Below are 22,101 nucleotides of genomic sequence, written 5' to 3'. Positions count from 1 at the left end.
GCTCAGTGTACGAAGTCCGCTGCACGCTCGGCGAGATCGAGCGCCGGCTGGGGGAGTATGCCGAGGATGAGCGTTACACCGGCGCCGAGGCCGATCACACTGCTGGTCAGTGCACTCGGCACCACGACGGTCGGTGCGTCTTCCGCCGATTCGGTGAAGAACATCAACACGATCACTCGCACGTAGAAGTAGGCGGCGATCGCGCTGCACAGGACGCCGACGATCACGAGAGGCGCGGCCCCACCCTCGGCGGCCGCGCTGAACACCGCGAACTTTCCGATGAACCCACTGGTCAACGGAATCCCGGCGAAAGCCAACAGGAACAGTGCAAACACAACGCCGACCAATGGTGAGCGTCTGCCCAATCCGGCCCAGCGCGACAGCGCAGCGACCTCACCGTCAGCGTCCCGGACCACACTGACGACGGCGAACGCACCCACGGTGCTGAATCCGTAAGCCAGAAGATAGAACATCGCCGAGGCGAGGCCGGCATCCGAGTCCGCCACCACGGCGGTCAGAATGAATCCGGTGTGCGCGATAGCCGAATAGGCCAGCATTCGCTTCATATCGGTCTGCGTCACTGCAACGATCGATCCGACAACCATCGTGAGAATCGCGACCGCCCACATCAGCGGGCGCCAGTTCACGTATTCATTGGGCAGGGCCACGTAGAAGACGCGAAGGATGGCGCCGAACGCGGCAATCTTGGTCGCAGTCGCCATGAAACTGGTGATCGGCGTCGGCGCCCCTTGATAGACGTCGGGAATCCACGAATGAAACGGCACTGCACCGACTTTGAACAGCAACCCCACTGCCACCAGGGCCGTTCCGAGCCAGAGGAAGGCGTCGGTGCCCGACCCGATGCGTGCTGCGTCGGCGATACCGGAGAGCGTGACCGTCCCGGCATAGCCGTACAGCAACGCAATTCCGAAAACGAAGAACGCCGACGAAAATGCCCCGAGCAGAAAGTACTTGAGCGCAGCTTCCTGGGAGAGCAGGCGACGTCTACGTGCCAGACCGCACAGGAGATACAGAGGCAGTGAGAACACTTCGAGCGCAACGAACATCGTCAGTAGATCGTTCGAAGCCGGAAACAACAACATACCGCCGACCGCAAAGAGCGTGAGCGGAAAGACTTCGGTCTGGGCGATACCGACCTTCACTGCTTCTTGCTCCGCAACACTTCCCGGGACGCTCGACGCTTGAGGGGTGAAACTGCCGAGCGCGTCATGTTGCGCAATCACTTGGGCGGTGTTGCCCGAGCCTCGCTCGGCAATCAGCAGTACCGCGGGGATCGACACAAGAAGGATCGTGGCCTGCAAGAACAGCGTCGGTCCGTCGACAGCAACAGAACCCATCATCGCCGTCGACCGCGTGCCGGCGAGCAGAAGCACTGCCACGAACGCAGCCGCCAAACCTCCGACACCGAGGACGAGTTGCACTGGGTACCGAATACGCCGGGGTGCAAAGGCTTCGATGAGTACCCCGACCACCGCAACACCGAACACGATCAACATCGGTGCGAGCAGGCTGTATTCGATACTGGGTGATGCCGCGTCGGCCGAGCCGAGGATGGTCACGTCGTTGAAGGAACTCATTTGTGGGCACCTCCTTCGTGGTCGGCGACGAGCGGCGTCGGTGCCTCGTAGACGACCGTGTGGCTCACTGCAGGAGTGATGACGTCCAAGGCAGGCTTGGGGTAGATGCCGAGAAGCAGGAGGAGTGCGATCAGAGGGGCGACCACCACGAGTTCGCGTCGCGCGAGGTCGCGGATCGTTCCCTGCCCTTCCTTCACCGGTCCGCCCATCATGCGCTGATAGAGCCAGAGTATGTAGATCGCGGACAGTACAAGCGCGACAGTCGCCACGATAGCGGCCACGTGGTAGCGCGAGTACGTTCCGATCAGCACCAGGAACTCGCTGACGAACGGCGCGAGACCCGGCAGAGACAGTGTTGCCAACCCCGCAACGAGGAATGTGCCGGCCAGGACGGGTGCGACTTTCTGGACGCCGCCGTACGCTGCGATCGATCGTGTACCTCGCTGCGAGACCAGGAAGCCCGCAATCAAGAACAGCGCGGCAGTGGAGATTCCGTGATTAACCATGTACAGCGCGGAACCTGCCTGGCTCTGGCTGGTCATCGCGAAGATTCCGAGAATGATGAAGCCGAAGTGTGAAATCGACGTGTAGGCGATCAGTCGCATGACGTCTGTCTGCGCGATCGCCAGTATTGCGCCGTAGACGATTCCGATCACGGCGAGCGTGATGATCCACGGTGCAAAAGTCGACGACGACTCCGGGAACAGTTGCAGGCAGTAGCGAATCATCGCGAAGGTGCCTACCTTGTCCACGACCGCCATCATCAACACTGCTGTCGACGGAGTCGATTCCACCGCGGAGTCCGGCAACCAACTGTGCAGCGGCCAGAGCGGTGCCTTGACCGCGAACGCGAACATGAATCCGAGGAACAAGGCGTTGAGCACCCCGGGTCCGACGCCGAGTTCACCGCTGCTCGCCGCGGACGCGATCGCTCGGAAGTCGAAAGTGCCGCTGGTGAAGGGACTCTCGTCGCGCGTGGTGACCACGTACAGGCCGATGACCGCAGCGAGCATAACCAGGCCGCCGAGGAGGTTGTAGAGCAGAAACTTCACGGCTGCGCGAGATCTGCCCACTCCGCCGAACCCGCCGATGAGGAAATACATCGGTATCAGCATTGCCTCGAAGAAAATATAGAACAGGAGAATATCCAAGGCGCTGAACGAAATCATCACCATGGACTCGACAACAAGGATCAGCGCGAAATAGGTGTGCGGCATCCGCTTGGGTGATGCCGGGTCCGCGGGGACGTCGTTCCAGCCCGCGATCAGTAGTAATGGCACCAGCACTGCGGTGAGAAGAACCAGAACGAGTGCGATGCCGTCAAGCCCGAGTGTGTAGCTGGTACCGAAAGCCGGTATCCAGCTATGGCTTTCGACGAACTGAAACTGCCCGCCGCCGCGGTCGAACGCAACTCCGAGACCGCCGGCGATCACCAGGACTGCCACGGACACTGCCAGCGCGAGAGATTTGGCAAATTGGTACGACCGTGCAGGCAGAGCGAGGACAACACCCGCTCCGATGAGCGGAAGCAGCCAGAGCGCCGTCAGCGCAGGGAAGCCGGCATTGGTCACAGAGTCGCTCACCGCCGCTTCGATCACCACAGTGTCACCGCCATCATTGTCGCGACCACGAGTGTTGCTCCGACAAACATCACCAGCGCGTACGAACGAACGAACCCGGTCTGCAGCTTCCGCGTGAGCGTGGACAACCCGGTGACGACCACCGCAAAGCTACCCACGACGCCGCCTATTCCCTTGGTGTCGACCACTTCCAGCGACTTGGTGAGTTGTTGTCCCGGCTTCATGAACACCGCCTCGTTGAAGGCGTCACCGTACAGATCACGGCGAGCCGCAACGGTCAACGGAGAAACCGGAGTCGGTGCCACCACGGGAATCTCCCGTGTGGCGTACTCGCGATAAGCAATCGCGACGCCGGCGGCAACTGCGAGCAGCGCCAGCGCGGTGATCGACCATGCGGGTATCGGCGGTTCGACGTGATGGGAGCCGACTACCGGTTCCAGCCAGTTCTGCAAGCTGGACCCGATGGTCAGGAGCATGCCGGCCCCGACGGATCCCACCGCCAGAATGATCATCGGAGACGTCATCACCGCCGGAGATTCGTGAGGTTTCTGGTTCTCCCAGCGGGCCTTCCCGAAGAAGGTCATCAGCATCACGCGGCTCATGTAGAAGGCAGTGAGCGCCGCACCCAAGAGCGTGACGATGCCAAGCACAACACCCTTGACGCCGCCCTCGCCGATTGCAACCTCGATGATCTTGTCCTTGGAGAAGAACCCGGCAAATGGCGGAACACCGATGATGGCAAGATATCCGAGCCCGAACGTGACAAAAGTCAGTGGCATGAACGCCCGGAGTCCGCCGTAGCGCCGCATGTCGGTTTCGTCGTTCATCGCGTGCATCACGGAGCCGGCGCCGAGGAACAGGCCCGCCTTGAAGAATCCGTGGGTGATCAGATGAAGGATTGCGAAGGCGTATCCGGCTGGTCCGAGACCCGCGGCCAGGACCATGTATCCGATCTGACTCATGGTCGATGCGGCGAGCGCTTTCTTGATGTCGTCCTTCGCGCAGCCGATGATCGCACCGAACAGGAGCGTCACGGCACCGACGATGACAACCACGAGTTGAGCGTCGGGCGCGAGATCGAAGATCGGATTGGAGCGCACGATCAGGTAGACGCCGGCGGTGACCATCGTGGCCGCGTGAATCAGCGCCGAAACGGGGGTAGGGCCCTCCATCGCGTCGCCGAGCCACGACTGCAGCGGCACTTGCGCCGACTTCGCGCACGCAGCGAGGAGGAGCATCAGACCGATCGCCGTCAGGACACCTTCGCTTGCGCCGGACGCGTCGCCGAAGACATTGCTGAACGAGAGCGAGCCGAATGTGCTGAACATCAACATCATTGCGATCATCAACCCGATGTCGCCCACCCGATTGACGACAAAAGCCTTCTTGGCAGCAGTCGCCGCCGACGGCTTGTGCTGCCAGAAGCCGATCAGCAGGTATGACGCCAAACCGACACCTTCCCAGCCGACGTAGAGTCCGAGGAAGTTGTCGGCGAGCACCAGAAGCAGCATTGCAGCGAGGAAAAGATTGAGGTACGCGAAGAACTTACGACGCTCGGGGTCGTGCGCCATGTATCCGACCGAGTAGATGTGGATCAGCGAACCTACACCGGTGATGAGCAGAACGAAACACATCGACAGTTGGTCCAGTTGCAGTCCGAACTCGACCTGAAGACTGTCGACCGGGACCCAACTGAACAGGTGCTCGGTGACGGTGCGGTCGGCGGTGTCGCGGCCGAGCATGGCGATGAAAAACACCACTGCGACGACAAACGACGCGATAGCCATGACGCAGGCAAGCAGGTGACCCCACGCGTTCGTGCGACGACCGGCCAGCATAAGAACAGCCGCGCCGCACAGCGGCAGGGCGGGGAGCAACCAGATGGCGGACGTGATTCCTCCTGACATATCAGTACTTCAGCAGGTCTGCGTCGTCGACGGATACAGAACGCCGAGATCGGAAGATGAGCATGATGATTGCCAGGCCGACGACTACTTCGGCCGCAGCGACCACCATCGTGAAGAAGGCGAAGATCTGGCCGTCCAGATTGCCGTGCATGCGCGCGAAGGTCACGAACGCCAAGTTGGCGGCGTTGAGCATCAATTCGATACACATGAACACCACGATGGCGTTGCGGCGCAGGAGGACTCCTGCAGCTCCGATCGTGAACAACAGGACGGACAGATACAGATAGTTCTCGGGATTCATCGCTGAGTCTCCTCACCGGTGCTCGGATCCGGGGAACGTGGAGTGAGCGCGCTGCTGACCGAGAGCGTCGAGAATGTTCCGTCCGGCAACAAGGCCGGCATGTCCACTGCGTTGTGACGTGCGTACACGCCGGGACTGGGGAGTGGAGTGGCCGAGCCCTTTTCGGGATTGTCTTCATCGCTGCCCAGGTACGCGAATCGTTGCTTGGAGAGTTCGCGTTGGCTGAGTGTGGCTCCGATCTTCTCCCGGTGTGCGAGCATCATTGCGCCGAGTGTCGCCGTGATCAGCAGTGCGCCGGTCAGTTCGAAGGCCCAGAGGTAGCGGATGAAGATGAGATCGGCGAGTGCGTCGATGTTGCCCTGGTCGAGTCCGGTGAATCCGGTGAAGCCCGAGATCGACGCATTTCCGAGGCCGCCGATAAGGAGTAGCCCGAATCCGACGCCGATCACGATCGCGCTGACTCGTTGTCCGCGTAGCGTTTCGACCAGGGAGTCCGAAGAATCCACGCCCACCAGCATCAGGACGAACAAGAACAACATCATCACCGCGCCGGTATAGACGACGATCTGAACGACACCCAGGAACAGTGCGCCCTGCACGATGTAGAACACGGCCAGGATGATCATCGTCATCGCAAGGAAGAGTGCAGAGTAGACGGCCTTGGGAGCGGCGACGACACCCAAAGCGCTGATCACCGCAAGGGTTCCGAGGATCCAGAACTGCACCGCCTCGCCGGTGGAGGTCGATGTCATCGTTCCCTCCGCCAGGATCGTGGTGGTGACCGCCGCGATCATTTCTCGGTCTCCGGGTTCGGCTCTCGCTCGGGTGCTGGCTGTTCGGGTGCTGCTTGTTCGGGTGCTGCTTGTTCGGGTACTGCTGTGATGTCGCCGCGGTAGTAGTCGTCCTGAGTTGTGCCGGGACGCAGCGCGTGTGGTGGCGCTGTCATGTCGGTTTTCAGGGGCGCGAGCAATCGGTCCTTCTCGTAGATCAATCCAGCTCGATTGTCGTCGACCATCTCGTACTCGTTGGTCATCGTGAGGGCCCGAGTGGGGCAGGCCTCGACGCAGAGGCCGCAGCCGATGCACCGCAGGTAGTTGATCTGATACACCTGCCCGTAGCGCTCTCCGGGGGAGAACCGTTCTTCTTCGGTGTTGTCAGCACCCTCGACATAGATCGCGTCGGCGGGGCAGGCCCAGGCACACAGTTCGCAACCGATGCACTTCTCGAGTCCGTCCGCATACCGGTTGAGTTGATGGCGACCGTGGTATCCGGGCGCGGTGGGGCGCTTCTCCTCCGGATAGAACTCGGTCTCGGGTTTCTTGAACATGGTCGAGAGCGTCACTCCGAAACCCGCGATAGGTCCGAGGAATTCAGGCATGGGAGTCCTCCGATGTGTCGGAAACATCTGTGCGTCGCTGCGGTGGCACGTTCTGACCAGGCAGTTTTTGACCAGGCAGTTTTTGACCAGGCAGCGGTGGAACCGGGAACCCGCCCGACATTGCATCGAAAGGCAAGGTCCCCGAAGCGGTGACCAACGCGGCAGTTCGGCGTCGGCCGCGGTAAGTCCCGGCCAACACGATCAGGAGCGCAGCTCCGAGAACCAGTGCGACGCAGAGAAGTACGACCCAGGTGTTGTAGCCCTCGTTGCGGAACGCACGAACGGTCGCGATCACCATCACCCATACCAAAGCTGCTGGGATCAAAACCTTCCAGCCGAGATTCATGAACTGGTCGTAGCGCAATCGAGGAAGCGTGCTGCGCAACCAGATGAAGACGAAGAGGAAGCCCCACACCTTCGCGACAAACCACAGCACCGGCCACCAACCGGAATTGGCGCCGTCCCAAAGATTGAACGGGAACGGTGCGTGCCACCCGCCCAGAAACAGCGTGGTGGCCAGAGCGGACACCGTCACCATGTTCACGTACTCGGCCAGCATGAACATCGCGAACTTGAGGGAGGAGTACTCGGTGTGGAACCCACCTACCAGCTCACCCTCGGCCTCGGGAAGGTCGAAGGGAGCCCTGTTGGTTTCGCCGACCATGGCTGTCACGTAGATCAGGAAGGACGGCAGGAGGAGAAAGACGTACCAGGCTCCCTGTTGGGCGTCGACGATGCCGGACGTGGACATCGTGCCGGCGTAGAGGAAAACGGCAGCGAAAGACAGGCCCATCGCTACCTCGTACGAGATGACCTGAGCGGTCGATCGAAGTGCGCCCAGTAGGGGATACGTCGATCCCGAAGACCAGCCGGCAAGGACGATCCCGTACACACCGATAGAAGTGACGGCCAGGATGTACAGAACGCCGACCGGTAGATCGGTCAGTTGCAGAGGTGACCGGGTTCCGAAAATCGACACCTGTGGACCGAACGGGATGACAGCAAAAGCCATGAAGGCGGGCACGACCGCGATGACGGGCGCGAGGAGGTAAATCGGTTTGTCGGCGCCGCTCGGTGTGATGCCCTCCTTGAGGGCGAGCTTGATTCCGTCAGCGAGGCTCTGGAGCATTCCACGGGGGCCGACGCGGTTCGGTCCGACACGCATCTGCATGCGTGCCATGACCTTTCGTTCCGCGTAGATCGCCACCAGCGGGGTGAGTACGAGGAACACGAAGATTGCGAGAGCCTTGCCGATCACCAACCACCACGGGTCGTGCCCAAACGCCGACAGGTCGACCGGAGCTGCGACCGTCCCGTACTCGTGGGTGTTCATTGCGCTCCCGCCTTCGCAATCTTCACCACGGACCCCGCGGTGACGCAGAGCGTTTCGTAGATCGTGCTACCCGGTGAATTGAGCGGAAGCCAGACTGTTCGAGGCGGGAGTTCGGTGATCTCCAACGGTAATGTGATGGAACCGGATTCAGTCGACACCGCAACGTGATCGCCGTTGTCGGCGCCGATCTCGGCAGCGCTCTCGGCCGACAAACGCACGAGCGACGGCCGTGCCGTACCCGCCAGGTTGGGCTCGCCGTCTTGCAATCGGCCGTTGTCGAGCAACATTCGCCAACTCGACAACACTGCCTCGCCTTGCGCCGGTATGGGCAGGGTGCCTGACGGGACCTGAGGCGAGTTGGGGCGCGATCCGGACCACGCGCCGAGGCGGTGTATCTCCGAGCGTGCGGAATCTGCGTCGGGTAGGCCCAGATCGATGCCCATCTCGGCTGCGATCGCGTGGAGAACGCGCTGATCCGGCATTACTCCTGTCGTTCTCAACGCGGTGTCGAACACGCGCTCGCGGCCTTCCCAGTCGAGGAAGGTTCCGGGCTTCTCGGCGACCGGTGCCACCGGGAAGACGACGTCGGCGAGTTCGGTGACTCCGCTGTGACGGATCTCCAAACTCACAACGAACCCTGCGGCTTCGATCGCGGCCCTTGCCTTCGCCGGGTTCGGGAGATCACTCAACTCGACGCCGCCGACAAGAAGCGCAGCAGTCGTCTGCTCCGGATCCAGCAGACTCGCGGCGTCGCGACCGTCGGATGCCGGGATGGAGGCCCCCCACACTGATTCCATCTCCTGGCGTGCTGCCGGGTCCGCAACGGGGCGTCCGCCGGGAAGCAATCCCGGTAGCGCGCCGGCCTCGACGGCGCCGCGATCACCAGCGCGGCGTGGGACCCAAGCCAAAGAAGCTCCCGTCGATTCGGCGAGTCGCAGCGCCGCGGCGAAGCCGCCTGCTACCGCACTCAGTCGCTCACCCAGCAGGATCACAGCACCGGGCCGCCGAAGGAGTTGACCCTCCTCACTGCCGGGGTGGGACAACGAATCCATCAGAGCTGCTTCACTTCCGGGTACGGTCCGAAGTAGACCACCGCCCATCTTCTGCAGGCCGCGCGTAGCGAATGGCGCGCTGGAGAGCACCGTCGTCTTGCCGAAACGTGCGGCCTTGCGCAGTCGCAGGAAGATGATCGGTGACTCCTCCTCGGGCTCGAGAGCTACCAGCAACGCGGTCGGGGCAGATTCGAGGTCCTGGTACGTCACCGACCCTTCAAGTGTGCGGCCCGCGACGTGAGCTGAGAGGAAATCTTCCTCTTCGGCTGAGTGAGCGCGGATTCGGAAGTCGATGTTGTTGGTAGCGAGAGCAACTCGCGCGAACTTACCGTAGGCGTAGGCGTCCTCCAAGGTAGAGCGTCCGCCGACGAGTACGCCTGCGTCACCGCGGGCCTGCGCGAAGGATCGCGCAACGAGGTCGAGTGCCATGGGCCACGACGCCGGAATCAATTCGCCGTCAGCATTGCGGATCAGGGGAGTGGTGATCCGATCACCTTGGGTCGTGTACGTGAAAGCGAAGCGCCCCTTGTCGCAGTTCCATTCCTCGTTGACGTCGGGGTCGTCCCCGGCGAGACGACGGAGAACCTTTCCGCGACGGTGGTCGGTGCGCTGAGCACATCCGTCGGCGCAGTGTTCACACACGCTGGGGCTGGACACCAGATCGAACGGTCGCGCCCGGAATCGATATGCCGTACTGGTGAGCGCGCCGACCGGGCAAACCTGGATGGTGTTGCCCGAGAAGTAGGACTCGAAGGGCTCGTTGGCGTAGATCCCGACCTGTTGAAGCGCGCCGCGCTCGAGGAGATCGATGAACGGGTCGCCGGCGATCTGACTCGAGAATCGCGTGCACCTGGCGCAGAGGACACAACGCTCGCGGTCGAGGAGGATCTCGGACGAGAGGGGGATGGGCTTGGGGTAGGTCCTTTTCTCCTCACCGAACCGGGATTCGGTGCGACCGGTCGACATCGCCTGGTTCTGGAGCGGACACTCGCCGCCCTTGTCGCACACGGGGCAGTCCAGAGGGTGGTTGATGAGCAGGAGTTCCATCACCCCGCGTTGCGCCTTCTCGGCCACAGGCGACGTGAGCTGTGTGGTGACGACCATTCCGTCCGCAACCGGTGTCGTGCAGGACGCCACCGGCTTGCGTTGACCCTCGACTTCCACGATGCACTGGCGGCAAGCACCGACCGGGTCCAGTAGAGGATGATCGCAGAACCGCGGAATCTGGGTGCCGATCATCTCCGCAGCGCGAATGATCAACGTGCCCTTGGGGACCTGGAGGTCCCGGCCGTCGATGGTGAGGGTGACGAGATCGGTCGGCGGTGCCGCATCGGTTCCAGTGGCGGCGTCGGATGCAGTCATGAGACGAACGCTCCTGTCGCGAGAACGGACCGGTGAGGATCGAACGGGCATCCGTTACCGTCGAAATGCGCTACGTATTCCTCGCGGAAGTACTTCAAGGAAGACATGATCGGGCTGGTCGCTCCATCACCCAACGCGCAGAAGGACTTTCCGAGGATCGTGTCCGAGATATCGAGAAGTTTGGTGAGATCGGCCTCGGTTCCTGTTCCGCCTTCGAGTCGTCGCAGGATCTGCACCAGCCAGTACGTGCCCTCGCGGCACGGCGTGCATTTACCGCAGGATTCGTGAGCGTAGAACTCGGTCCATCGCAACACCGCACGCACGATGCAGGTTGTCTCGTCGAATATCTGCAAGGCCTTGGTTCCGAGCATGGATCCCGCGGCGCCGACGCCTTCGTAGTCGAGTGGGACATCGAGATGTTCGTCGGTGAAGATCGGTGTCGAGGATCCGCCGGGAGTCCAGAATTTGAGGGTGTGTCCAGCGCGGACCCCGCCTGCGTATTCGAGCAGCTCGCGCAAGCTGATCCCGAGTTCAGCCTCGTACTGGCCGGGTGTGGTGACATGACCCGAGAGCGAATACAGCGTGAATCCCGGTGACTTCTCACTTCCCATCGACCGGAACCACTCCGGGCCGCCCAGGACGATCGACGGAACACTCGCGATGGACTCGACGTTGTTGACGACTGTCGGGCAGGCATAGAGACCGGCGACAGCGGGGAACGGCGGCCGCAGTCGAGGCTGACCGCGTCGTCCCTCCAACGAATCGAGGAGGGCCGTCTCTTCCCCACAGATATAGGCGCCGGCTCCGGCATGGACGACGAGATCCAGATCGAAACCCGAACCGAGGACGTTGCGGCCCAGATATCCAGCCGCGTAAGCCTCGGCGACAGCGGTCTGTAGGCGCCGCAGAACCGGGACAACCTCACCTCTGACGTAGATGAACGCCTTTGCTGCTCGAATTGCGTACGCCGCGATGATCACTCCCTCCACCAACGTGTGTGGGGTCGCCATCATCAACGGCATGTCCTTGCATGTGCCCGGTTCGGACTCGTCGGCATTGACGACGAGGTAGTGAGGCTTGCCGTCTCCTGGCTTGTCTTCGGAGACCTGGGGGATGAAGCTCCACTTGAGGCCTGTCGGGAAGCCCGCGCCACCACGTCCGCGCAGGCCCGCGTCCTTGACGGTTTCGATCACGGCGTCGGGGGGCGTGGCCAGCGCTTTGCGCAGCGCCTGGTAGCCGTCGCGGCGAAGGTAGCTGTCGAGGGTCCATGAATTCGGTTGATCCCAGTATCGACTCAGGACGGGGGCGAGTGTCATGTCACTTCCCTTCGCCGGGAGCGTCGGCCGCGGAAGCCGAGCCGGGTGGGTTGTCGTCGAGAGATCGGCTGATACGTAGTCCGGCAAGAGTTGCATCGCCGACGGTCTGAGCTTCGGCTGCCTCGATTCGCGTATCCGGAAAACCAGCCAGAGTGCGCGCAGTCTGCCGGAACGAGCACAGCGTGGCACCGCGATCGGGTGTCACGCGCTCTCCGGCGCGGAGCGCATCGACGAGTGAGCGCGCCGATTCCGGGGTCTGATTGTCGAAGAACTCCCAGTTGATCATCATGACGGGGGCGTAGTCGCACGCCGCATTGCACTCGATGTGTTCGAGGGTGATCTTACCGTCGGACGTCGAGATGGAGTGTCCGCCTTCGTCTCTGGAGCCTGTCGAGCCCAGGTGCTCTTCGAGTGCCGCGAGGATGTCGTCGCCGCCCATGATCGCGCACAGCGTGTTGGTGCAGACTCCGACCAGATACTCACCCGTCGGCCCCCGGCGATACATGGAGTAGAAGGTGGAAACTGCGGCGACCTCGGCGCCCGTCAAACCCAGCTTGGCACTGCAGAAATCGATCCCGGCCGGGGTGATGTACCCGTCCTCGGATTGCACGAGATGAAGGAGCGGCAACAGGGCGGATCGACTGGTGGTCGCGGCGGCGTCAGGCTCACGGTAACGAGCGATGACGGTTTCGGCGTCGGCGTCGAGTCGGGCGAGTACGTCGGGTGGATAGCTCGATCGTGCGCCGGGGCGTACCAATTGCGTGGGCTCCTCCGGGCGCGGCCCGAGTTCGATGAACACGCGTGACGAGCTGTTCGGGCCGGTCATCGGTCCACTCCGCCCATGACGGGATCGATACTGGCAACCGAAGCGATCACGTCGGACACCATGCCTCCCTCACACATCGCGGCTACTGCCTGAAGGTTGGTGAACGACGGGTCCCGGAAATGGACGCGGTACGGCCGGGTTCCCCCGTCGCTGACCATGTGCACCCCCAGTTCGCCACGCGGAGACTCGACGGCGACGTACACCTGACCTGGCGGCACGCGGATACCCTCGGTGACCAGTTTGAAATGGTGAATCAGACCTTCCATGGAGGACTCCATGATCTTGGCGATGTGCTTCTGCGAGTTGCCGAGGCCATCCGGTCCCACAGCGAGATCGGCAGGCCAGGCGATCTTCTTGTCGTCCACCATGACCGGGCCCGGTTGTAGCTTGTCGAGGCACTGCTCCACGATCTTGAGGGACTCCTTCATCTCCTCGACGCGGATGACGTACCTTCCGTAGCAATCGGATCCGTCGTGTGTCACTACGTCGAACTCGTAGTTCTCGTAGCCGCAGTACGGCTGCGCTCGACGCTGATCGTGGGGGAGACCTGTGGCGCGAAGGACCGGCCCCGTCACCCCGAGCGCCATACAGCCGGTGAGATCGAGATATCCGATTCCCTGGGTACGTGCTTTCCAGATGGAGTTGTCGCTGAGCATCAGTTCGACGTCACGTAACCGTTTCGGTAGGACCTTCAGCAATTCTCGAACCTTCGCGACCGACCCGTCGGGTAGATCCTGAGCGAGACCACCAGGCCTGATGTAGGCGTGATTCATCCGCAGTCCGGTGATCGTCTCGAACACGTCCAGAATCAATTCGCGTTCGCGGAATCCGAACAGCATCGCCGTCACGGCGCCCAGTTCCATTCCGCCGGTCGCCAGGGCCACGAGATGTGAGGAGATCCGATTGAGTTCCATCATCATCACGCGAATGACGGTGGCTCGCTCGGGAATGTCGTCGGTGATGTCGAGAAGTTTCTCGACTCCGAGGCAGTACGCGGTTTCGTTGAAGAACGGTGACAGGTAGTCCATTCGAGTAACGAAAGTGACACCCTGCGTCCAGTTCCGGAATTCGAGATTCTTCTCGATTCCGGTGTGCAGGTAGCCGATTCCACATCGAGCTTCCACGACCGTCTCACCCTCGATCTCGAGAATGAGGCGCAAGACCCCGTGAGTGGACGGATGCTGTGGGCCCATGTTGACCACGATCCGTTCCGCCTCGCCGGTTCGCTGGCGGGCGGCCGCGGTGACGATGTCGTCCCAGTCCTGACCCGATGCCGTGACGACGGTTTCCGTCGTGGCACCGGAGTTGCTTCCTGTCGTCTCGTTCATCAGTTGTACGACCTACGCTCGTCGGGAGGCGGAGTCTGGGCGCCCTTGTACTCGACCGGGATACCGCCGAGCGGATAGTCCTTCCGCTGGGGGTGGCCTTTCCAGTCGTCGGGCATCTCGATGCGGGTCAGGGCCGGATGACCGTCGAAGACGATCCCGAAGAAGTCGTACGTCTCGCGTTCATGCCAGTCATTGGTCGGGTAGATCCCGACGATCGACGGAATATGCGGATCGGAATCCGGCACAGATACTTCCAGCCTGATTCGGCGGTTGTGCGCAATCGAGGCAAGTGGATACACGGCGTGCAGTTCACGACCGGTGTCCTGCGGGTAGTGCACTCCGTCGACACCCAGGCAGAGCTCGAAGCGAAGGTCCGGTTCGTCGCGCAGTCTTCGCGCAACCTGCGGCAAGTGGGAGCGTTCGACGTGCAGCGTCATCTCGTCTCGAAAGATCACCACACGCTCGACTGCAGCGGTGAAAGTGCCACCCGCGCTGCTCAATGCCGCGTCCAACGAATCCGCGACTGCATCGAAATAACCGCCGAAGGGTCGAGAAGCCTTGTCCTCTAGAGAGATCGGAGGGGCAAGCCTGCTGTAGCCCGAGGTGTCGCCAGTGCCGCGGACCCCGAACATCCCTCTCGCGCCGGTGTTACCCGAGGTCATCGCAGCAGCCCCTTCATGTCGATGGTGGGGGTGGATGCCAGTGCGGCGCGCTCGGCTGCCGCGCGTGCCTCTTCGCGGTTCACGCCGAGGGGCATTTCCTGGATCTTTCGGTGCAGTTCGATGATCGCGTTCAGGAGCATCTCCGGCCGCGGCGGACAGCCGGGCAAGTAGATGTCGACCGGCACGATGTGGTCGACGCCCTGAACCACTGCGTAGTTGTTGAACATTCCGCCGGACGACGCGCATACACCCATGGCCAGAACCCATTTCGGCTCGGCCATCTGGTCGTAGACCTGACGAAGTACCGGGCCCATCTTTTGACTGACCCGCCCGGCCACGATCAGAAGGTCTGCCTGTCGCGGCGACGCGCGGAATGCCTCCATACCGAACCGCGCCAGGTCGAAGCGACCCGACGTGGTTGCCATCATCTCGATGGCGCAACACGCGAGCCCGAAGGTGGCAGGCCACAGTGATCCTTTGCGGGCATAACCTGCCAGGCCCTCGACCGTGGTCAGTAGAAATCCGCTGGGGAGCTTTTCTTCGAGACCCATATCCGACTCTTTTCAGTCGTAACAGCTGCGGTGTGACCGGTTTTGTCTGACTCGTGTGTGCTGTTCCTGTGTTCGCTGAGCTAGTCCCAACCGAGACCGCCTCGTCGCCATTCGTATGCGTATGCCACCGAGACGTTGACTATGAAAAGGCCCATCGCCGCGAGGCCGAACAAACCGAGCGAATCGAAATGCACCGCCCACGGATAGAGGAAAACGATCTCGATGTCGAAGATGATGAACAGCATTGCCGTCAGATAGAACTTGACGGGAAACCGTCCGCCACCAGCGGTACGGGGTGCCGGTTCGATTCCGCATTCGTAGGCTTCGAGTTTCGCCCTGTTGTACCGCTTCGGGCCGACCACGGACGCGAGAACAACCGACACCACAGCGAAGGCCATCGCGATGACCCCGAGAACGAGAATGGGGATGTAAGCGTTCATCTCACCCGAACTCCTCTCCGCTGTGCGGATGTCCGCCTAGCCCGAAGGTGCCGTTAACCCGAAGGTGCCGTTAACCCGAAGGTGCCGTTCGATTTCGATACTGCCAGCAATTCGACACTTATGTGACCTGCGACACCCACACTAGGGGAGGCCTCCGACATTGGGTTGATTTTCGAGGTGCCGAGTTTCGCTCTCGAAAGTCCGAAGTAGTCGGCGCCGCAACGAATCACCGCTGCAACGGGTGCTCACCGGCTCAGTTGCCGACGCAGAAGCGCGATGACGGTGGAAGAGAGTTCCATCGGATCTATCGGCTGCGGCACTGAGGCTTCCGCTCGCGACCACGACGCCAGCCACGCATCGTCGGGTCGACCGGTCAGTACGAGGATCGGCGGACAGTCGACGATCTCGTCCTTGAGTTGTTTCGCGACGCCCATGCCGCCCGCCGGACTCGCCTCGCCGTCGAGGATGGCGAGATCGATTCCGCCGGCATCGAGCTTGTCGACGACGATCGGCGCCGTCGCGACCTCGACGTAATCGATGGTGGGCATCGAAGGATGTGGGCGCTCTCCGAGAGCGAGCCGAACCTGCTCGCGGGTGTGTGCGTCGTCGCTGTAGACGAGGATGCGCACGGGTGCCATGGAGTTGGGCTCTGCGGTCTCGGCGGACACGCGGCCGACGTTACTCCGGGCGGTCCCCGGCTACCGGCGAATGTTCAACATCGGCAAGAACTTCCGAGAAATCGCAGCTGGGCTTCACAGCAAACGGCCCCTACCCGGCGATGAACGCCGAAGTAAGGGCCGCCTGAATTGCGTGTGCGCTCAGAAGTTTTCGACGAACTTCGTCAGGCCCTTGCTTGCAGTTTCCAGGGCCGTCTTCTGCGCCTTCTTCACCAGGAAGCCCGGCAGCGGGATCTTGGGATCGATGGTCAGTTCGAAGGTGACCTTGGTTCCACCGTCGGTGGGAGTCAAGACGTACGAGCCGTCCTGCTGGTTCTGCTGGCCGCTCTCGACGAGGGTCCAGGTCACCTTGTCGTCGCCCTCGAAGGTGTAGTCGACCACCTGCTCGTCGTTGATTCCCAGAATGGACACGGCCATGCGAACGCGATGGGGTCGACCGTCGTCGTGAGTGCTCTCGATGGTGATCTTCTTGTGCGCAGACGACCACTCCGGCAGCCGATCGACTGCAGCTACGGCCTTCATCACCGTTTCCGGATCAGCCTTGATCTCGAATTCCTTGACGCCCGAAACGGCCATGAACGTGCTCCTTCTCGCCTTGCGGCAACGGTTCGTGATTACTGCAGTTGCGCAATTAGATCATCGGCGATCAGGGTGGCGTCGAACTAGTCCATGCCGTTCTTGCGCATCTGGTCCCGCAGTGCGCCCTGAACGGCTTGTGAAACCCACGAGTTGAGGGAGACTCCGTTCTGATTGGCTGCCTCCTCGGCGCGGGCTTTGATCTGCTCCATCATCCTCAACGTCACTCGGCTGATATCGCCGCTGACGTCGTCGAACGAGTAAGTGGAGTCCTTTCTTTCATCGTCTGCCTTCTCGTTTCCGCCCTCGCCGCCGGTCGAATTCGTCGGGCGGACGACGTCGGTCACGATCTCGTTGCCGTCGAGATTGACCCTGACCTCGCGGCCGTCGAGTTTGGTCCCGATCTCCTTGGCCAACTCCGTCGCCGCGGCCAACAAGACCAGGCGGACCGAGGGTTCGATGGCGGCGGACAACGACGCCGCAATCCGGCGCGTGTGATCGTCGCCGAGTTCGGCTGCGGTGACGAGGTCATTCTGCAGCTTCGCGGTGTACTCCGAAATGTCCATGACACCAGAGTGGCGTCAAAAGTGACGTCAGTCAAGGATGTGATGACGTCACTCGATCTCGGGGGTGGTCGACCGCTATAGAGTTGCCCAGCACCTGAGGCGAACGGCGCCCGGGTTTCGTGCTGGTCGTTTCGTGCTTGTCGAGGAGTGGGTTGTGCCGAACACGGTGTCGCTGGAAGTGCAGTTGGTGGCGAAGTCCGAGTTCTTCCCGCCCGAGGACATTCCGTGGGAGACGGACGCGGATGGCGGCGAAGCGCTCGTCGAGTTCTCCGGCCGAGCCTGCTACCAGAGTTGGTCCAAGCCGAATCCGCGAACCGCAACCAACGCCGGCTACCTCAGACATCTGCTCGAGGTCGGACACGTTTCGGTGCTAGAGCACGCGACGGTGAGCTTCTACATCACTGGTATCTCGCGCTCGTGCACTCACGAATTGATTCGTCACCGGCACTTCTCGTACTCGCAACTCTCGCAGCGATTCGTTCGCGAGAATGATGCGAACGTTGTCGTGCCTCCCGCGGTCGAAGGTGATCCCGAGCTCGAAGCACTGTTTCTGTCTGCCACCGACGAGAGCCGTCGCGCTTACGGCGAACTGCTGACCGCCCTCGAGGGGAAATTGCAATCAGTGCCCGGTGCCCCGATGCGTGGCAAGCAAGCCAGGCAAGCTGCGCGCTCGGTGCTGCCCAACGCAACCGAGACGCGCTTGGTCGTGACCGGGAACTATCGGGCCTGGCGGCACTTCGTCGAGATGCGCGCCACCGAACATGCCGACGTCGAGATCCGGCGAGTCGCGATCGAGTGCCTACGTCAGCTTCGTGACGTCGCCCCAAATGTGTTCGGGGACTACGAGATTCTCCGCGGAAGCGACGGATCGGAAATCGCCGTCAGTGCATTTGCGGCCGAGTCGTGACTCGTGTGCAGAAGTAAGAGCTGAACCGGGTAACCTTCTGACCATGACCTACGGTGATTCCGCTTCTCTTGTCGAGCGTCCGTTCGGCACCATTTCCGTTGCGATGGTGACCCCGTTCACTGCCGACGGGAAGTTGGACGTCGACGCGGGAGTGCGCCTCGCAGCCCATCTCGTCGACAACGGCTGCGACGGCCTCGTTCTTGCCGGCACGACCGGTGAGTCTCCCACCACCACCGAGTCCGAGAAGCTCGACCTGCTCCGCGCAGTGATCGACGCCGTCGGCAACCGCGCGAAGATCGTTGCAGGCGCCGGGAGTAACGACACCGCCCACAGTGTCGAACTCGCCCGTGACGCGGCTCGCGCCGGTGCGCACGGTCTGCTCGTTGTCACCCCGTACTACTCGCGTCCGCCCCAGGCCGGACTCTTTGCACACTTCACCGCCGTCGCCAACGCGACCGACCTGCCCGTCATGTTGTACGACATTCCGCCCCGCTCCGTCGTCCCCATCGAGACCGAAACGATCCGCCGACTCGCCGAGCACCCGCGGATCAAGGCCGTCAAGGATGCCAAGGGCGACCTCAACGCCGGCGCAGAGTTGATCGGCACCACCGAGCTTCAGTTCTTCTCCGGTGACGACCCGCTGAACCTGCCGTGGCTCGCTGTCGGTGCTACCGGCTTCGTCAGCGTCATCGGCCATCTCGTTCCGGGTCGCCTCCGCGACCTCCACACCGCGTTCGTGTCCGGCGACATCGCCCGCGCACGCGAGATAAACCTCAGTTTGATCCCTGTGATTCGTTCCGTTGCCCGCCTCGGCGGTGTCAGCGCTTCGAAGGCGGGTCTGCGACTCATCGGAATCGATGTCGGAGAACCACGCCTTCCGCAGGTTGCACCCACTAAAGAGCAGATCGACGGTCTTGCCGCCGATCTGCATGCGGCAGGAGTTTTGTAAATGACCCGTCCCCCCCGACGTCGTAGTGCCAGTCGTCAAGCCGGTCCGCCTTCGCCTCCGGCTCCCGAAACGGCCGCGAAGGCCGCACCGGTAGAGGCACCAGCTGCGCCGGCGGCAGAAGCGGCCCCCGCCGCAGCCGCCCCGCCCAAGAAGGCCGCAGCAGCCAAATCTGCAGCGACCAAGTCCGCCGCCACCAAATCTGCTGCACCCAAGAAATCGACCGAAGACAGGTCGCCACGCAAATCTGCCGGCGGCAACCGTCCGGCAGCGTCGAAGGCGGGCAACGGGCGCGGAAACAAGCGCCCCGAGAACCGTCCGGCCGTCGATCCCACCGGTCGCCTCGGAACACCCCCGAAGGCGCCGGCATCAGGTCTGCGCATCGTCGCTCTCGGTGGCATCGGCGAAATCGGTCGCAACATGACGGTGTTCGAGCACCGCGGCAAGTTGCTGATCGTCGACTGCGGTGTGCTGTTCCCCGAGGACCAGCAGCCCGGCGTCGACCTGATCCTCCCGGACTTCCGCTACATCGAAGACCGTATGGACGACGTCGAAGCCGTCATCTTGACTCACGGCCACGAGGACCACATCGGTGCTCTGCCGTTCTTGCTGCGCCTGCGCGCGGACATTCCGGTCATCGGCGCGAAGTTCACTCTCGCCCTCGTTGCCGCCAAGTGCCGCGAGCATCGCCTGCGACCGAACCTCGTCGAGGTCGTCGAAGGAAACACCACCACTCACGGCCCGTTCGACTGCGAGTACTTCGCCGTCAACCACTCGATTCCCGACGCGCTCGCGATCGCGATTCGCACCGACGCCGGAGTTGTACTGCACACCGGTGACATCAAGCTCGATCAGTTGCCTCTCGACGGCCGCCTGACCGACCTCGCCGGTTTCTCCCGCCTGGGCGACGAGGGTGTCGACCTGTTCCTCGTGGACTCGACCAACGCCGAGGTCCCGGGATTCGTCACGCCCGAGCGTGAAATCGGGGGAGTGCTCGACAACGTCATCGGCAAGGCGAAGCAGCGCGTCATCGTGGCATCGTTCGCCAGCCACGTGCACCGCATCCAGCAGGTCGTCGACGTTGCCGCTCGGTACAACCGTCGCATCGTCTTCGTCGGCCGCTCGATGGTCCGCAACATGCAGATCGCCCAGGATCTCGGCTACCTCACGGTGCCAGACGGCCTGGTCGTCGACATCGACACCGCCGCCACCCTTCCCGACGATCGCCTCGTTCTCATCTCCACGGGTTCGCAGGGTGAGCCGTTGGCAGCGCTCTCGAGGATGGCGCGCGGCGAGCACCGCCAAATCAACATCCGGGCCAACGACTTGGTCGTTCTCGCGTCCTCCCTGATCCCGGGCAACGAGAACTCCGTTTTCGCCGTGGTCAACGGCTTGGCCAAGCGCGGTGCCACCGTCGTGACTCAGCAGAGCGCCAAGGTTCACGTCTCGGGCCACGCGTCCGCCGGTGAGCTGCTCTACCTGTACAACGCGGTTCGGCCCACCAACGCCATGCCCGTCCACGGTGAATGGCGGCACCTGCGTGCCAACGCCGCCCTTGCCAAGGCCACCGGCGTTCCGGAAGAGCGCATCGTGCTGGCCGAGGACGGCGTCGTGGTCGACATGGTCGACGGTCTCGCCGAGATCGTCGGACGCGTACCGGTCGGACACGTCTACGTCGACGGTCTTTCAGTCGGCGACGTCGGCGAGCCGACGCTCTCCGATCGCCTCGTACTCGGTGAAGGCGGCTTCATCGCCATCACCATCGTCATCAACGAGTCGACAGGACGCGCAGTCAGCACTCCCGAGGTGTCCGGTCGCGGCTTCTCCGACGATCCGACGGCACTCAAGGCCGCCGCGGATCTCGTGGAATCGGACCTGGCCCGGTTGGCGAGCGAAGGCGTCATCGACGCTCATCGCATCGCGCAGTCCGTGCGCCGCGTCGTCGGACGCTGGGTCGCGGACAAGTACCGCCGCCGTCCGATGATCATTCCGACGGTCATCGCGGTTCCGTAGATTCGGCACAGCAGGTCGCTTCCGCTCGAACCCGGTCCGGTTCGAGTACTTTGGCGAAGGTGACCTTCGCTCATGACGAACGACTCGCCCTGGTGGACAGCATGGTCGAGTTCGGCCCCGATGCTCCGACACTGTGTGGGGAGTGGACCAATCGTGACCTGGCAGCACATCTGATTGTCCGGGAGCGGCGTCTCGACGCCGCTCCCGGAATCATGTTGAGCCCTCTTGCCGGTCACACCGAGAGCGTGCGAAAGGCCGCAGCGGCGCGTCCGTGGGAGGAGATCCTCGACGACGTTCGGAGCGGGCCGCCGCGATGGTCGCCGATGTACTGGCTCGACGCGCAGGTCAACACCACCGAGATGTTCGTTCACCACGAAGACGTACGCCGCGCACATCTGAACTGGGCGCCGCGTCCGTTGTCGGAGGGTCGGCAGGCTCAGCTGTGGAAGTACGCACGCCAGATCGGCAAGATGGGCTACCGCAAGGCTGCTGTCGAGGTAATTTTCGAACTTCCCTCCGGCGAGAGTGCGGTCGTCCATAAATCCGGCTCTCGCAGTGTTGTCTTGCAGGGCGAACCCGCCGAGTTGCTGCTGCACGCTTTCGGTCGCAACGAAGTGAAGATCGAAGCCAAAGGTGAACTGGCCGACGTCCAATCCGTGATGGCGCTCGATCGCAGTTTCTGATTGCCTTTTTCAACCTGAGTGGCGCTCGACCGACGGGTTGCGAAGATCACGTTTCGCACTCGCGACCAGTGTTGCTGGTGTTGCGGATGGTCCAGATGG

21 protein-coding genes are annotated in these 22,101 nt (G+C 62.4%); 4 read left to right on the top strand and 17 right to left on the bottom strand.

Features of this window, described 5'->3' with window-relative positions:
* Nucleotides 1–2: 2 nt before the first annotated feature.
* The 17 genes from nuoN to QMA15_RS15870 form a co-directional block, all read right to left on the bottom strand.
* Complete coding sequence (gene nuoN, locus QMA15_RS15950) at nt 3–1,598, bottom strand: NADH-quinone oxidoreductase subunit NuoN (RefSeq protein ID WP_021333586.1); 1,596 nt, start codon at nt 1,596–1,598, stop codon at nt 3–5.
* Nucleotides 1,595–3,199 carry an NADH-quinone oxidoreductase subunit M gene (locus tag QMA15_RS15945; protein ID WP_046378463.1) on the bottom strand — a complete coding sequence of 535 codons (1,605 nt, stop codon included), beginning with the start codon at nt 3,197–3,199 and terminating at the stop codon, nt 1,595–1,597. Before QMA15_RS15945 ends, nuoN begins: the two co-directional genes overlap by 4 nt.
* On the bottom strand, nt 3,193–5,085 hold the full coding sequence (nuoL, locus tag QMA15_RS15940; RefSeq protein WP_279163915.1) for an NADH-quinone oxidoreductase subunit L: 1,893 nt from the start codon (nt 5,083–5,085) through the stop codon (nt 3,193–3,195). Before nuoL ends, QMA15_RS15945 begins: the two co-directional genes overlap by 7 nt.
* A 1-nt stretch (nt 5,086) precedes the next feature.
* Complete coding sequence (gene nuoK / locus QMA15_RS15935; protein WP_046378464.1) at nt 5,087–5,386, bottom strand: NADH-quinone oxidoreductase subunit NuoK; 300 nt, start codon at nt 5,384–5,386, stop codon at nt 5,087–5,089.
* Nucleotides 5,383–6,180, bottom strand: a complete 798-nt coding sequence (locus QMA15_RS15930; RefSeq protein WP_290285333.1) for an NADH-quinone oxidoreductase subunit J — start codon at nt 6,178–6,180, stop codon at nt 5,383–5,385. The genes nuoK and QMA15_RS15930 overlap by 4 nt, the downstream gene beginning before the upstream one ends.
* The gene (nuoI, locus tag QMA15_RS15925) at nt 6,177–6,764 is read right to left on the bottom strand and encodes an NADH-quinone oxidoreductase subunit NuoI (protein ID WP_020907505.1); all 588 of its coding nucleotides are present in this window, start codon (nt 6,762–6,764) and stop codon (nt 6,177–6,179) included. The genes QMA15_RS15930 and nuoI overlap by 4 nt, the downstream gene beginning before the upstream one ends.
* Entirely contained in the window at nt 6,757–8,097 is a 1,341-nt protein-coding gene (gene nuoH / locus QMA15_RS15920; protein ID WP_070797199.1) for an NADH-quinone oxidoreductase subunit NuoH, read from the bottom strand. The genes nuoI and nuoH overlap by 8 nt, the downstream gene beginning before the upstream one ends.
* Complete coding sequence (locus QMA15_RS15915; RefSeq protein ID WP_279163914.1) at nt 8,094–10,511, bottom strand: NADH-quinone oxidoreductase subunit G; 2,418 nt, start codon at nt 10,509–10,511, stop codon at nt 8,094–8,096. Before QMA15_RS15915 ends, nuoH begins: the two co-directional genes overlap by 4 nt.
* Complete coding sequence (gene nuoF, locus QMA15_RS15910) at nt 10,508–11,827, bottom strand: NADH-quinone oxidoreductase subunit NuoF (RefSeq protein ID WP_279163913.1); 1,320 nt, start codon at nt 11,825–11,827, stop codon at nt 10,508–10,510. Before nuoF ends, QMA15_RS15915 begins: the two co-directional genes overlap by 4 nt.
* Before the next feature lies 1 nt (nt 11,828).
* Nucleotides 11,829–12,653, bottom strand: coding sequence for an NADH-quinone oxidoreductase subunit NuoE (gene nuoE, locus QMA15_RS15905; protein ID WP_060938476.1), 825 nt, complete (start codon nt 12,651–12,653; stop codon nt 11,829–11,831).
* Nucleotides 12,650–13,981: an NADH dehydrogenase (quinone) subunit D gene (nuoD, locus tag QMA15_RS15900; RefSeq protein WP_019748173.1), complete on the bottom strand. Its 1,332-nt coding sequence runs from the start codon at nt 13,979–13,981 to the stop codon at nt 12,650–12,652. The genes nuoE and nuoD overlap by 4 nt, the downstream gene beginning before the upstream one ends.
* Entirely contained in the window at nt 13,981–14,643 is a 663-nt protein-coding gene (locus tag QMA15_RS15895; protein WP_279163912.1) for an NADH-quinone oxidoreductase subunit C, read from the bottom strand. The genes nuoD and QMA15_RS15895 overlap by 1 nt, the downstream gene beginning before the upstream one ends.
* Nucleotides 14,640–15,194, bottom strand: a complete 555-nt coding sequence (locus QMA15_RS15890; RefSeq protein ID WP_003942234.1) for an NADH-quinone oxidoreductase subunit B — start codon at nt 15,192–15,194, stop codon at nt 14,640–14,642. Before QMA15_RS15890 ends, QMA15_RS15895 begins: the two co-directional genes overlap by 4 nt.
* An 80-nt stretch (nt 15,195–15,274) precedes the next feature.
* Nucleotides 15,275–15,634, bottom strand: a complete 360-nt coding sequence (locus tag QMA15_RS15885; RefSeq protein ID WP_003942165.1) for an NADH-quinone oxidoreductase subunit A — start codon at nt 15,632–15,634, stop codon at nt 15,275–15,277.
* A 245-nt stretch (nt 15,635–15,879) separates the two neighbouring features.
* Entirely contained in the window at nt 15,880–16,272 is a 393-nt protein-coding gene (locus tag QMA15_RS15880) for a response regulator transcription factor (protein WP_044480360.1), read from the bottom strand.
* A gap of 180 nt (nt 16,273–16,452) precedes the next feature.
* Nucleotides 16,453–16,887, bottom strand: coding sequence for an SRPBCC family protein (locus QMA15_RS15875; RefSeq protein ID WP_020907512.1), 435 nt, complete (start codon nt 16,885–16,887; stop codon nt 16,453–16,455).
* An 86-nt stretch (nt 16,888–16,973) separates the two neighbouring features.
* Complete coding sequence (locus QMA15_RS15870) at nt 16,974–17,453, bottom strand: toxin-antitoxin system HicB family antitoxin (RefSeq protein WP_021344051.1); 480 nt, start codon at nt 17,451–17,453, stop codon at nt 16,974–16,976.
* Between the two features lie 154 nt (nt 17,454–17,607).
* Between QMA15_RS15870 and thyX the strand changes: the two genes are divergently transcribed.
* The 4 genes from thyX to QMA15_RS15850 are packed head-to-tail and all read left to right on the top strand — an operon-like array spanning nt 17,608 to nt 22,002.
* Nucleotides 17,608–18,360: an FAD-dependent thymidylate synthase gene (thyX, locus tag QMA15_RS15865; protein WP_099697732.1), complete on the top strand. Its 753-nt coding sequence runs from the start codon at nt 17,608–17,610 to the stop codon at nt 18,358–18,360.
* 43 nt (nt 18,361–18,403) lie between these two features.
* Entirely contained in the window at nt 18,404–19,309 is a 906-nt protein-coding gene (gene dapA / locus QMA15_RS15860) for a 4-hydroxy-tetrahydrodipicolinate synthase (RefSeq protein ID WP_003942142.1), read from the top strand.
* Nucleotides 19,310–21,319, top strand: a complete 2,010-nt coding sequence (locus tag QMA15_RS15855) for a ribonuclease J (RefSeq protein WP_019748179.1) — start codon at nt 19,310–19,312, stop codon at nt 21,317–21,319. It begins immediately after the preceding gene.
* Between the two features lie 59 nt (nt 21,320–21,378).
* On the top strand, nt 21,379–22,002 hold the full coding sequence (locus QMA15_RS15850; protein ID WP_003942175.1) for a TIGR03085 family metal-binding protein: 624 nt from the start codon (nt 21,379–21,381) through the stop codon (nt 22,000–22,002).
* Nucleotides 22,003–22,101: the final 99 nt, after the last annotated feature.

Origin of the sequence: Rhodococcus sp. APC 3903 (assembly GCF_030407755.1) — a bacterium.
Taxonomy (GTDB): Bacteria; Actinomycetota; Actinomycetes; order Mycobacteriales; family Mycobacteriaceae; genus Rhodococcus_F; species Rhodococcus_F erythropolis.
Note: the sequence above shows the minus strand (reverse complement) of the source record. Positions and strands in the feature narration are given on the sequence as shown.